Here is a 12,972-nt window from a genome sequence, read left to right on the forward strand (position 1 = left end):
TCTCAGGCGTTCCTCCAGGCCCCTGCCAGCGCGCGGGCGGCGGCCTCGGGATCGGAGGCGGCCGAGATCGCCGAGACGACGGCCATGCCCGCGGCTCCGGCCGCCTTGAGCGCGTGTGCATCGCCCGCGCCGACGCCGCCGATGGCGACGCAGGGCAGCGCGCTCGCCGCCGCGATCCGCGCCAGCCCGCCAAGGCCGAGCGGTGCTGCGTGATCGGGTTTGGTGGCGGTCGCCCGCACCGGCCCGACGCCGAGATAATCGACGACACCGGCAGGTATCGCGCCGAGATGCGCCATGGCTTCGACCGACAGGCCCAGAAGCCGCCCCGGCCCCAGTGCCCGGCGCAGCGCCAGCGGAGAGCCGTCGGACTGGCCGACATGAAGCCCGTCCGCCCCCGAGGCCAGCACCACCTCGAGCCGGTCGTTCACGATCAGCGGAACGCCGCGCCGGGCCAGCTCGGGTTTCAGCGCGCGGACCAGCTCGATCAGCGCATCGTCCCCGGCCTTCTTGTCGCGCAGCTGCACCATGGTCGCGCCGCCCCGGACCGCGGCCAGAACCAGCTCGGGCGAGGCGCCGTCGGGGGTCACGAAATAGACCGGAAGCCTGCCGCGGATCATGCCGCGCTTACCCGGGCGCCGCGCTCGAGCGTCTCGGGCGTCATCGCATGAAGCGCATCGATCAGCGCCACCGCAAAGCTGCCCGGCCCGGCCGCGCCCTCGGCCGCCTGTTCGCCCGCCAGCCCGAAACAGGCCAGCGCCGCGACGGTCGCCTCGGCGCGGTCGCCGCCGCCGGCCAGGAAGGCCGCGACCAGTGCCGTCAGCGAACAGCCCAGCGCGGTGACCTTCGGCATCAGCGGATGGCCGTTGGCGATACGCCAGGCCCGTGCGCCATCGGTCACGTAATCGACCGGCCCGGTGACCGCGACCACGGCCCAGCTCCGCTCTGCCAGCGCCCGTGCCGCGGCTTCGGCGGCCTCGACGGTATCGGCGCTGTCGGCGCCCCGGCCGCGCGCCTCGACCCCGGCCAGGGCCAGGATTTCCGAGGCATTGCCCCGGATCACCGTCGGTTCGAAGGCCATGAGATCGCCGCAAAGCGCCTGCCGGTAGCTGGTGGCGCCGACCGCGACGGGGTCGAGCACCCAGGGCAGCCCCGCCGCCCGCGCCGCAGCGGCCGCGGCCCGCATCCCCGTCGCCCAGCCGGGCGAGGGCGTGCCGATATTGATCGAAAGCGCCTGTGCCAGCGGTGTGAACTCGCCGGTTTCCTCGGCCGCATGCACCATCGCCGGCGAGGCGCCCGCCGCCAGCAGCACATTCGCGGCCACGTTCATGGCGACGAAATTGGTGATGCACTGCACCAGGGGCGCGCGTTCGCGCATCGCGGCCAGATGCTCTGCGGGCGTTCGAATCGGGTGGTCTGCGGGGGGATGCATCGCGGTCCTCCTTGGGGGGCGGGCAGACGCATCGGTCCCGTCGGGACACGGCACGCGACTTCCTCCGCCAGCATGATCTGGTTCAGGTTCTAAGGGTGCTTCTCAGCCCGGATCGGTCCGGACGCCCCTGTCACGGCTGCCAGCAAACCACGTCCTTGCGCGGATGGAAAGTCCTCTGGCGGCGGCCGCGGCTTGCCAGCGCCGAATGCGGCTGCCAGAAGGCGGGCAGGCGACGGCCCCGGAGGGCGTGGAGCCAGGCGAAAAAAGGCGCGAAGGAGCCAGGGATGACGGGGCGCGAGGCAGGGGCCAGTGATGGCGGGCGCAGGTTTATCCGGACCGTGCGGGGGGCGAGATGACGCCCGCGGCGCGGATCGCGGCGGCGGCCGAGCTGCTCGATGCCTGGCGCGCGGGCGCGCCGGCCGAAAAGCTGCTGACCACCTGGGCGCGGCAGAACCGCTTTGCCGGATCGAAGGACCGCGCCGCGATCCGCGATCATGTCTTCGATGCGATCCGCTGCCTGCGCTCCTTCGCCGCGCTGGGCGGGGCCGCGACCGGGCGCGGGCTTATGCTGGGGATGCTGCGCGCCGCGGGCACCGATCCCGACACCGTCTTCACCGGCCTGGGCCATGCCCCGGCGCCTTTGGGGCCGGAGGAACGCGCCCCGGGGCCGGCGCTTGCCGATCTGCCCGAGCCGGTCGCCTGCGATTGCCCCGAGGCGCTGGAGCGGCTGCTGCGCGAGAGCCTGGGGGCCGATTTCCGTCCGGTGATGGAGCGGCTCCGGCAGCGCGCCCCGGTGTTCCTGCGGGTCAATACGCGTCTGGGCGACCCCGCTTCGGTGGCGGCGCGGCTGGCCGGGGAGGGGGTCGAGACCCGCCCGCATGCGCTCTCGCCCACAGCGCTGGAGGTGGTGGCGGGCGCGCGCCGGGTGCATCTGTCGCGTGCCTTTGCCGAGGGGCTGGTCGAATTGCAGGATGCTGCCTCGCAGGCGGTGGCCGACATGATGCCGCTGGCCGAGGGCGCGCGGGTGCTCGACTATTGCGCGGGCGGCGGCGGCAAGACGCTGGCGATGGCCGCGCGCGGGGGCGCCCGGCATTTCGCCCATGACGCGGCGCCGCAGCGGATGCGCGATCTGCCCGCGCGGGCCGAACGGGCAGGGGTCGCGGTGCACTGTCTCGACGGTACCGCGCTGGGGGAGGCCGCCCCCTTCGATCTGGTGCTGTGCGATGTGCCCTGTTCGGGCAGCGGTGCCTGGCGCCGGAGCCCGGAGGCCAAATGGCGCACCAGCCCTGCCGATCTCGCCCGGTTGACCGCGCTGCAGGAAGAAATTCTCGGTCGCGCGGCCGGATTGGTGGCGCCGGGCGGGCATCTTGCCTATGCGACCTGTTCGCTGCTTGCCGCCGAGAACGGTGCACGGATCGGCCGGTTTCTCGCCGCCTTCCCGGGCTGGGTGCTCAGTTCCGAACGACGGCTGACGCCGCTCGACGGCGGCGACGGGTTCTATGCCGCGGTGATGCGGCGCCCGGGCTGAGCGGCGGCGAAGATCGGCCATCCTCTGGTCCGCGCGGCCGTATTAACCCGAGGTTAATACCTGTGGAGAAGAGTGGGCGAAACCGTCCTGCCGGGAGGCTCTCTTGCCGCATTTCATGCCCGTATTGCTGTCTGTCCGCCGTTCGGCCGCCGCTTTTGCCGATCGTGCCTGGGTCGCGCTGGCCCTTGGCATCCTGCTTGCGATCGCGGCCTGGACCTCGCCCTGGCCCTGGCTTTTCGCGCCGCTGCTGACCGCGGGCGTCACCCTGGGCTGTCTGGCCGCGCTGTTGCGGATCCTGGGGCGGCCGGTCTCCGATATTCCCTCCGACAGGCTCAGACGGCTTTGTGCCTGCACGCCCGGCGCCACGCTGGTCACCGATGCAGAAGGGCGGGTGCTGATCGCCAGCCCCGAGGCGCAGCGCCGGGTCGCGGCGATGCGCGGCCAGCCGGTGGCCGACGCCCTGCAGGCGCTGTTTGCCGATCCCCGGCGCGCGGTCGGCGATCTGATCGCGGCCGCAGCAAGGGGGCTGCCCGCCTCGGCCCGTCGCTCGCTGGCATCGGGGCCGCTGCAGGTCGGGGTCGAGCGGGCGGGTTCGGGACTGTTTCTGTGGCGCTTCGATTCCAGCGCGACCGACGGCCCCGAGATCGCGCTGCCGATGGTGCGGCTCGACCCGGCCGGACGGCTTTCGGTGATCAACGCCGCCGCCCGCGCGCTGGTGGGGCAGAGCCATGAGGCGGTCGCGGCGCTTCTGGCCGGGGCCTCGGACGAGACCGAAGAGGTGGTGGTCGAGACCCCCGAAGGTCCGAGCCGGCGCCGCCTGCTGCAGCTGCGCATGGCCGATGGCGGGCGCGAATTCTATATCCTGCCGCAAGGGCCCGCCTCCCGCGTCGCCGAGGCGCCCGAGGGGTTTCTCGATGCGCTGCCGGTGGCGCTTCTGCAACTCGATACCGACGGCACGGTGCGGCTGTCCAACGCCCGGGCGGTCCGGCTTCTGGGCGGCGAGCCGGGCGAGGCGCTGAACCTCTGCGACCGGCTCGAGGGGCTCGGCCGTCCGGTCAGCGACTGGCTGGCCGATGCCGCGCAGGGCCGCGCGCCGAACACGGCCGAGGTGCTGCGGGTCGCGCGCGACGACCGCGAGGTCTTCGTGCAGGTGGCGCTGGCGCGGATGGCCGAGGGCGCGCTGGTCGCGGTGCTGCATGACGTGACCGAGATGAAGACGCTGGAGGCGCAGTTCACGCAAAGCCAGAAGATGCAGGCGATCGGCCAGCTTGCGGGCGGGGTGGCGCATGACTTCAACAACCTGCTGACCGCGATTTCGGGCCATTGCGACCTGCTGATGCTGCGCCATGATGCGGGCGATCCCGATTACGGCGATCTGGTGCAGATCCACCAGAATGCCAACCGCGCGGCAAGCCTGGTGGGCCAGCTTCTGGCCTTCTCGCGCAAGCAGACGCTGAGCCCCGAGGTGCTCGACCTGCGCGACACGATGGGCGAGCTGGCCCATCTGCTCGACCGGCTGGTGGGCGAGAAGGTGCAGCTGAGGATGCGCCATGCCGAGGCGTTGCCGCCGATCCGCGCCGACAAGCGCCAGCTCGAACAGGTGGTGATGAACCTGGTGGTCAATGCCCGCGATGCGATGCCCGAGGGCGGCGAGATCCGGATCGAGACCGAGGCGGTGCAGCTGAGCACCGAATTGCAGCGCGACCGCGCCGTGGTGCCGCCCGGCCCCTATGCGATGATCCGGGTGCGCGACGAGGGCCAGGGCATTCCGCCCGACCGTCTGAGCAAGATCTTCGAGCCCTTCTATACCAGCAAGCGCCCCGGCGAGGGGACCGGGCTCGGCCTCTCGACCGTCTATGGCATCGTCAAGCAGACCGGCGGCTTCGTCTTCGTCGACAGCACGGTCGGGCAGGGCAGCTGCTTCTCGGTCTACCTGCCGACCCATAGCGGCAAGGTCGGCCCGGTCGCGCCCCTGCAGGAGAGCGGTGCGGTCGAGGACATGCCGGGCTCGGCGGTGGTCCTGCTGGTCGAGGACGAGGCGCCGGTCCGCTCCTTCGCGGCCCGCGCGATGCGCATGCGCGGCCATACCGTCCTCGAGGCCGAAAGCGGCGAGGAGGCGCTGGAAACGCTGGCCGATCCCGAGCTCAAGGTCGATGTCTTCGTGACCGATGTGGTGATGCCGGGGCTCGACGGCCCGGGTTGGGTCAGCAAGGCGCTGGCCGCCCGTCCCGGGACCCGGGTGATCTTCGTCTCGGGCTATGCCGAGGACAGCTTCGGCGAGATCAAGGCGCGGATCCCGAATTCGGTCTATCTGCCCAAGCCGTTCTCGCTGGCCGATCTGACCGCCACGGTCCAGCGCCAGCTGCGCGCCGCCGCCGAGCCGGGCGATACGGAGGGGCAGCGCGACAAGGGCAAGCTGCCAGAGCAGGTGCCGTGAGCGGGCGCGGCACCGCCCGCCTTCATTGATCCGATTGCGGCGCCGCCGGGTGTGAATGGAATCTGGAATTGTATTTAATAATCAAATATATGCGATGCCACCTTCAAGCGATATCCGTTGTCGCCCGGCCGTCATCCAGCACGATCTTGCCCGTCGTGAACACTTCCTTAACCGTTTCGGCCAATCCTGAGAACGGGAACAATTTGACTTGAAATGTTCTCTTTTTGGTCTCATATGGTTGAGAACAATCCACGAACGATAGCAGCGATTGCCGCCCGCTTCCGGGTGTGGAATAAGGAACCAAACATGGCGACGGCGAACCTCCTGGACATGGCAGACAAGAAAGCTTCGGACAAACAGAAGGCGCTCGACTCGGCGCTGGCCCAGATCGAACGGCAGTTCGGCAAGGGCTCGATCATGCGGCTGGGTGCCGACAACCCGGTGCAGGAGATCGAGTCGACCTCGACCGGCTCGCTCGGGCTCGACATCGCGCTGGGGATCGGCGGTCTGCCCAAGGGCCGGATCATCGAGATCTACGGCCCCGAGAGCTCGGGCAAGACGACGCTGACGCTGCATTGCGTGGCCGAGGAGCAGAAGAAGGGCGGCGTCTGCGCCTTCGTCGATGCAGAACATGCGCTCGATCCGGTCTATGCCAGAAAGCTTGGCGTGAATCTCGACGAGCTTCTGATCAGCCAGCCCGACACCGGCGAACAGGCCCTGGAAATCGTCGACACGCTGGTGCGCTCGGGCGCGGTCAGCATGGTGGTGGTCGATTCGGTTGCCGCGCTGACACCCAAATCGGAACTCGAAGGCGACATGGGCGATTCCAATGTCGGCGTGCATGCCCGGCTGATGAGCCAGGCGATGCGCAAGCTGACGGGTTCGATCAGCCGCTCGAAATGCATGGTGATCTTCATCAACCAGATCCGGATGAAGATCGGCGTGATGTTCGGCAGCCCCGAGACCACCACCGGTGGCAATGCGCTGAAATTCTACAGCTCTGTCCGGCTGGATATCCGCCGGATCGGGTCGATCAAGGACCGCGACGAGGTGGTGGGCAACGCCACCAAGGTCAAGGTCGTCAAGAACAAGGTGGCCCCGCCCTTCAAGCAGGTCGAATTCGACATCATGTATGGCGAAGGCATCTCGAAGATGGGCGAGATCCTCGATCTGGGCGTCAAGGCGGGCGTGGTCGACAAGTCGGGCTCGTGGTATTCCTATGGCGACGAGCGGATCGGGCAGGGGCGCGAGAATGCCAAGAATTTCCTGCGCGAGAACAGTGCCGTCGCGCTGCAGATCGAGGACAAGATCCGTGCCGCGCACGGGCTCGATTTCCACATAAGCGGCGACGAGAATGACGAGATGATCGAGGACTGACGGTCCTGTCCTGCCGACGCCGTGAACACCCGCCCCTCGTGGCGGGTGTTGCGCATTCGGGGCATGGCTTGTGTCTGACCCATGGACAGGCCCCGCCCGCGGCGATACATCGGACGACAAACCGGAAAAACTCCCCCGAAAGGTCTCAGACCGATGCCCAGCCTGAACGAAATCCGCTCGACATTCCTGAGCTATTTCGAACGGAACGGCCACGAGGTGGTCGACAGCTCGCCGCTCGTTCCCCGCAACGATCCCACGCTCATGTTCGCCAATTCGGGCATGGTGCAGTTCAAGAACCTCTTCACCGGGGTCGAGAAACGGGACTATACCCGCGCCACCACCGCGCAGAAATGCGTGCGCGCCGGCGGCAAGCATAACGACCTCGATAATGTCGGCTATACCGCGCGCCACCATACCTTCTTCGAGATGCTGGGGAATTTCAGCTTCGGCGACTATTTCAAGTCCGAGGCCATCCCCTTCGCCTGGGAATTGCTGACCCGCGAATTCGGGATCCCGAAGGACCGGCTTCTGGTGACGGTCTATCATACCGATGACGACGCGGCGGCGATCTGGAAGAAGGTCGCGGGGCTCTCCGACGACCGGATCATCCGGATCCCGACCAGCGACAATTTCTGGCAGATGGGCGATACCGGCCCCTGCGGCCCCTGCACCGAGATCTTCTACGATCACGGCGATCACATCTGGGGCGGCCCGCCCGGATCGGCCGACGAGGATGGCGACCGCTTCATCGAGATCTGGAACCTCGTCTTCATGCAATACGAGCAGTTCGAGGACGGCACCCGGCGCGAGCTGGCGGCGCAGTCGATCGATACCGGCATGGGGCTGGAACGGATCGGCGCGCTGCTGCAGGGCAAGCATGACAATTACGACACCGACCTGATGCGCGACCTGATCGAGGCCTCGGCGCATGCCACCTCGACCGAGCCCGACGGGCCGGGCAACGTCCATCACCGGGTGATCGCCGACCACCTGCGCTCGACCTCCTTCCTGATCGCCGACGGGGTGATGCCCTCGAATGACGGTCGCGGCTACGTGCTGCGCCGGATCATGCGCCGGGCCATGCGCCACGCCCACCTTCTGGGCAGCCAGGACCCGGTCATGTACCGGCTGGTGCCGGCGCTCGTGACCCAGATGGGCGCGGCCTATCCGGAACTGCACCGCGCCCAGGCCCTGATCGAAGAGACGCTGAAGCTCGAGGAAACCCGCTTCATCCAGACGCTCGACCGCGGGCTGCGCCTTCTCGACGAGGAACTGGCCCGTCTGCCCGAGGATGGCGATCTGCCCGGCGCGGCGGCGTTCAAGCTTTACGACACCTATGGCTTCCCGCTCGACCTGACCCAGGACGCGCTGCGCGAGAAGGGGCGTCAGGTCGATGTGGCGGGCTTCGATGCCGCGATGGCCGAACAGCGCGCCAAGGCCCGCGCCAGCTGGTCGGGATCGGGCGAAACCAAGGAATCGACGATCTGGTTCGAGATCGCCGAGCGCGTCGCCGCGACCGAATTCCTCGGCTACGACACCGAGACCGCCGAGGGCCAGGTGATGGCGCTTGTGGCCGAGGGCGCCGAGGTCACCGAGATTGCCCCCGGAACGACCGGCTGGATGATCGTCAACCAGACCCCCTTCTACGGGGAATCGGGCGGTCAGGTCGGCGATACCGGCACCTATCTCAAGCCCGAGGGCCGGGGAGAGATCCTCGACACCCAGAAGATGCCGGGCGGGCTGTTTGCCCATAAGGTGACGCCCGCGAAGGCCGCGCTTGCGGTCGGCGATGCGGTCGAGCTTCGGGTCGATCACGCCCGCCGTTCGGCGATCCGGGCCAATCACTCGGCCACCCACCTGCTGCACGAGGCCCTGCGCCAGACGCTTGGCGATCACGTCGCCCAGAAGGGCTCGTTGAACGCGCCCGACCGGCTGCGCTTCGATTTCAGCCATGCCAAGGCGATGGCCGCCGACGAACTCGAGGCGGTCGAAAGCCAGGTCAACGGCTTCATCCGGCAGAACTCGGCGGTCGAGACCCGGATCATGACGCCCGACGACGCCCGCGCCATCGGCGCCCAGGCGCTGTTCGGCGAGAAATACGGCGACGAGGTCAGGGTCGTCTCGATGGGCCGTGCCGCCACCGGCAAGGGCCATGACGGCCAGACCTGGTCGATCGAGCTTTGCGGCGGCACCCATGTCGCCCGCACCGGCGATATCGGGCTTTGTGTCGTCCTGGGCGACAGCGCCTCCTCGGCTGGCATCCGCCGCATCGAGGCGCTGACCGGGCAGGCCGCGCTCGATCATCTGATCGCGCAGGAGCGTCGCCTTGCCGAGGTGGCCGAAGCGGTCAAGGCCCCGGCCTCGGAGGTCGTGGCCCGCATCCGCACGCTGGTCGAAGATCGCCGGGCGCTGGAACATGAGGTGGCCCAGCTCCGCCGCGAGCTGGCTTTGGCGGGCCCCGCGGGCGCCGCGCCCGAGGCCCGCGAGATCGGGGGCGTGCCTTTCCTGACCCAGGTGCTGCACGGGATTTCCGGCAAGGACCTGCCGCCGATCATCGACGAACACAAGGCGCGGCTCGGCACGGGTGCGATCCTGCTGATCGCCGAGGCCGATGGCAAGGCCTCGGTCGCGGCCGGGGTCACCCCGGACCTGACGGAAAAGGTCTCGGCGGTCGATCTGGTCCGGGCGGCGGTGGTCGAGCTTGGCGGCAAGGGCGGCGGCGGCCGCCCCGACATGGCGCAGGGCGGGGCCAAGGACGCGGCCAATGCCGAGGCCGCGATTCGCGCCGCCGAAGCCGTGCTGGAGGCCTGAGCCGATGCCCGCGCTCTGGATCGCCCATGTCACCGTGACCGATGCCGAGGCCTATGGCAGATATGCCGAGCTGGCGGGGCCCGCAATCGCCAAGCATGGCGGCGCGTTCATCGCCCGCGGCGGCCGCTTCGTTCAGCTCGAGGGGCGTGAGCGGCCGCGCAACGTGGTTGCCCGCTTCCCCTCGGTCGACGCGGCGGTCGCCTGCTACGAAAGCCCGGAATATCAGGCGGCGTTGGATCACGCGCGCGGCGCCTCGGAACGCGAGCTGATGGTGGTCGAGATCAGCGAGTAGCTCTCCGCCCGGGAACCCGAAAGATAGGCCGCATCCGGAAAACGGGCGCGGCCTTTTCCGTTTCTTCTTGGCAGAAATACCCGAAAAGAAAGCGGCCCCGAATGGGGCCGCCTCTGAAGCCTTCGCCCGAAGGGCGTCCGCTGTATTCCTCCCGCTCAGCCCGCCGAGCGGGCCTGGCGCTTGCGCTCATGCGGGTCGAGATAGCGCTTGCGCAGCCGGATCGAGTTCGGCGTCACCTCGACCAGCTCATCGTCGTCGATATAGGCGATGGCCTCCTCGAGGCTCATCCTGACCGGCGTCGTCAGCCGCACCGCCTCATCCGTGCCCGAGGCGCGGACGTTGGTCAGCTTCTTGCCCTTCAGCGGGTTCACTTCCAGATCGTTGTCGCGCGAATGCTCGCCGATGATCATGCCCTGATAGACCTGTTCCTGCGCGCCGATGAACAGCTTGCCGCGGTCTTCCAGGTTGAACAGCGCATAGGCGACCGACACGCCATCCTCCATCGAGATCAGCACGCCCGCGCGCCGACCCGGGATCGCCCCCTTGTAGGGCGCCCAGTCGTGGAACACCCGGTTCAGGACGCCCGTGCCGCGGGTATCGGTCAGGAACTCGCCCTGATAGCCGATCAGCCCGCGCGAGGGCACATGGGCGATGATCCGGGTCTTGCCGGTGCCGCCGGGGCGCATCTCGACCAGATCGCCGCGCCGGGTGCCGGTCAGCTTCTCGATCACCACGCCCGAGAATTCGTCATCGACATCGACGGTGACTTCCTCGATCGGCTCCAGCTTCTGGCCGTTCTCCTCGCGCATCAGGACCTGCGGGCGCGAGATCGACAGCTCGAAGCCCTCGCGGCGCATGTTCTCGATCAACACGCCCATCTGCAGCTCGCCCCGGCCCGCGACCTCGAAGGCCTCGCCGCCGGGAGTGTCGGTCACCTGGATCGCGACATTCAGTTCGGCCTCGCGCATCAGCCGCTCGCGGATCACGCGCGACTGCACCTTCTTACCCTCGCGGCCGGCAAGCGGGCTGTCATTGATGCCGAAGCTGACGCTGATGGTCGGCGGGTCGATGGGCTGGGCGGGCAGCGCCTCGGTCACCTGCGGCGCGCAAAGCGTATCGGCCACGGTCGCCTTCGACATGCCCGCGAGCGTGACGATGTCGCCGGCTTCGGCGCTATCGATCGGTTGCTGCGACAGGCCGCGGAAGGCCAGCACCTTCGACACCCGGAAGCTTTCCAGCAACTCGCCGGTGCGCGACAGCGCCTTGACGGTATCGCCGGGCTTGACCGCCCCGCTTTCGACCCGTCCGGTCAGGATGCGGCCGATGAAGGGATCGGCCGACAGCGTGGTCGCCAGCATGCTGAAGGGGCCGTCGGCCTTTGCCAGCTGTTTCGGCGCCGGGACATGTTCGAGAACCAGGTCGAACAGCGCATGCAGGTCCTTGCGCGGCCCGTCGAGCTCCATGTCGGCCCAGCCCGCGCGGCCCGAGGCATACATATGCGGAAAGTCGAGCTGTTCGTCATTGGCGCCGAGGCTGGCGAAGAGGTCGAACACCTCGTTCAGAGCGCGGTCGGGCTCGGCCTCGGGCTTGTCGACCTTGTTCAGGACGACGATGGGGCGCAGCCCCAGCGCCAGCGCCTTGGCGGTGACGAACTTGGTCTGGGGCATCGGGCCTTCGGCGGCATCGACCAGCAGAACGACACCGTCGACCATGCTGAGAATGCGTTCCACCTCGCCGCCGAAATCGGCGTGGCCGGGGGTGTCGACGATATTGAGCCGATGGCCGTCCCATTCGACCGAGGTGCATTTCGCGAGGATGGTGATCCCGCGCTCGCGCTCGAGATCGTTCGAATCCATGGCGCGCTCGGCCACGGACTGGTTCTCTCGGAAGGCGCCGGATTGCTTCAGAAGCTGGTCCACCAGCGTTGTCTTGCCGTGGTCCACATGCGCGATGATCGCGATGTTGCGAAGGTCCATGATCTTCCTCATTAAGGGGTTGACCTGCCCGATAGAAGCTTTCGGACCGAAAATCCAGCGCGAATAGCTAATGCGCCGCGGTTTTCGAAAACAGGTGAATGACGATAATGCCCGCGATGATCATCCCGAGCCCCAGCGCGCCGGGCAGGTCGATGCGCTGGCCGAAGACCACCCAGCCGATCCCCGAGATCAGCACGATGCCAAGCCCCGACCAGATCGCATAGACGATGCCGACCGGCATCACCTTCAGCGTCTGCGCCATGAAATAGAAGGATAATGCATAGCCCAGCACCACCAGGACCGAGGGCCAGAACCGGGTGAATTGCTGGCTGGCCTGCAGCGAACTGGTGGCCATGGTCTCGGTGACGACGGCGAGCAGAAGATAGAGGTAATGCTTGGGCATGGGAGGCTCCGGAGCTAGCGCGCGATATAGCGGTCGCGCCGGTGGTTGGTGGCGATGATGACATTGAGCGCCGCGGCGCCTGCCATCGACCAGAGCACGGTCAAGGGCGGGATCACCGCGAAGGCCAGCGCGAACACCACCGCATCGAAGCCAAGCTGGACCCAGCCCGCGCGGATGCCGCGGCTTTCCTGCAGCCAGAGCGCCATGATGCCGACACCGCCGAGGCTGGCGCCATGTCGGAACAGCGCCAGCAGCCCCGCGCCCGCGGTCACGCCCGCCAGCAGCGAGGCGGCCAGCGGATGCACCGGACCGATCTGCAGGACATGGGGCAGAAGCTCGGAAAAGACCGACAGCAGCGCCACCGCGGCGAAGGTCTTCAGGACGAAGGCCTTGCCCATGCGGCGGTAGCCCAGCCAGTAGAAGGGCAGGTTCAGCAGGAAGAAGACCGGCCCGAAGCCGATCCCGGTGGCATAGGCGCCGACCAGCGACAGTCCCGCGATCTGCCCGGTGACCAGCCCCGCCGATTTCAGCAGGCTGACCGAGAGCGCGACCAGCAGTGTGCCGACCACGAGGCTCTGGATGTCATCCGGAAGCGTGTGGCGCGGGGCGGGCAGGGGCGGCATGTCTGTGGGCATGACACAGGGAATGGCGTGCGGCGCGGGTCTTGTCCAGCGTCCCGCGCAAGGAAAAAGGGCCGACCCTGCGGTCGGCCCCCTGTC

The 12,972-nt window shown here is 68.3% G+C and carries 10 protein-coding genes and 1 riboswitch; of the genes, 5 read left to right on the forward strand and 5 right to left on the reverse strand.

Annotated features, from left to right (window positions below):
• Positions 1 to 2: 2 nt before the first annotated feature.
• Both thiE and thiM read right to left on the reverse strand, forming a co-directional pair.
• A complete protein-coding gene (gene thiE / locus A6W98_RS10955; protein ID WP_042461409.1) occupies positions 3 to 617 on the reverse strand; it encodes a thiamine phosphate synthase in 615 nt (204 codons plus the stop codon).
• Positions 614 to 1,429 (reverse strand): hydroxyethylthiazole kinase, encoded by an 816-nt coding sequence (gene thiM, locus A6W98_RS10960; protein ID WP_042461414.1) that lies wholly within the window; start codon positions 1,427 to 1,429, stop codon positions 614 to 616. Before thiM ends, thiE begins: the two co-directional genes overlap by 4 nt.
• Positions 1,430 to 1,471: 42 nt before the next feature.
• Positions 1,472 to 1,568, reverse strand: a riboswitch (TPP riboswitch).
• A gap of 213 nt (positions 1,569 to 1,781) precedes the next feature.
• Here thiM and A6W98_RS10965 point away from each other — a divergent pair.
• The 5 genes from A6W98_RS10965 (at position 1,782) to A6W98_RS10985 (ending at position 9,874) form a co-directional block, all read left to right on the forward strand.
• Positions 1,782 to 2,957 carry an RsmB/NOP family class I SAM-dependent RNA methyltransferase gene (locus tag A6W98_RS10965; RefSeq protein ID WP_042461417.1) on the forward strand — a complete coding sequence of 392 codons (1,176 nt, stop codon included), beginning with the start codon at positions 1,782 to 1,784 and terminating at the stop codon, positions 2,955 to 2,957.
• A 103-nt stretch (positions 2,958 to 3,060) separates the two neighbouring features.
• Entirely contained in the window at positions 3,061 to 5,394 is a 2,334-nt protein-coding gene (locus A6W98_RS10970) for an ATP-binding protein (protein ID WP_063490911.1), read from the forward strand.
• Between the two features lie 306 nt (positions 5,395 to 5,700).
• Positions 5,701 to 6,771 carry a recombinase RecA gene (recA, locus tag A6W98_RS10975; RefSeq protein WP_042461422.1) on the forward strand — a complete coding sequence of 357 codons (1,071 nt, stop codon included), beginning with the start codon at positions 5,701 to 5,703 and terminating at the stop codon, positions 6,769 to 6,771.
• Positions 6,772 to 6,924: 153 nt separating this feature from the next.
• Complete coding sequence (alaS, locus tag A6W98_RS10980) at positions 6,925 to 9,582, forward strand: alanine--tRNA ligase (RefSeq protein ID WP_042461424.1); 2,658 nt, start codon at positions 6,925 to 6,927, stop codon at positions 9,580 to 9,582.
• A 4-nt stretch (positions 9,583 to 9,586) separates the two neighbouring features.
• Positions 9,587 to 9,874 carry a DUF1330 domain-containing protein gene (locus A6W98_RS10985; RefSeq protein ID WP_042461427.1) on the forward strand — a complete coding sequence of 96 codons (288 nt, stop codon included), beginning with the start codon at positions 9,587 to 9,589 and terminating at the stop codon, positions 9,872 to 9,874.
• Between the two features lie 155 nt (positions 9,875 to 10,029).
• Here A6W98_RS10985 and typA read toward each other — a convergent pair whose 3' ends face one another.
• The 3 genes from typA to A6W98_RS11000 all read right to left on the reverse strand — a co-directional run bounded on the left by typA (position 10,030) and on the right by A6W98_RS11000 (position 12,876).
• Positions 10,030 to 11,850 (reverse strand): translational GTPase TypA, encoded by a 1,821-nt coding sequence (typA, locus tag A6W98_RS10990; protein ID WP_042461430.1) that lies wholly within the window; start codon positions 11,848 to 11,850, stop codon positions 10,030 to 10,032.
• 67 nt (positions 11,851 to 11,917) lie between these two features.
• Complete coding sequence (locus A6W98_RS10995) at positions 11,918 to 12,253, reverse strand: DMT family transporter (protein ID WP_042461433.1); 336 nt, start codon at positions 12,251 to 12,253, stop codon at positions 11,918 to 11,920.
• A gap of 14 nt (positions 12,254 to 12,267) precedes the next feature.
• Positions 12,268 to 12,876 carry a YitT family protein gene (locus tag A6W98_RS11000; protein WP_081252048.1) on the reverse strand — a complete coding sequence of 203 codons (609 nt, stop codon included), beginning with the start codon at positions 12,874 to 12,876 and terminating at the stop codon, positions 12,268 to 12,270.
• Positions 12,877 to 12,972: the final 96 nt, after the last annotated feature.

It is taken from the genome of Rhodovulum sulfidophilum DSM 1374, from assembly GCF_001633165.1.
Classification (GTDB): Bacteria; Pseudomonadota; Alphaproteobacteria; order Rhodobacterales; family Rhodobacteraceae; genus Rhodovulum; species Rhodovulum sulfidophilum.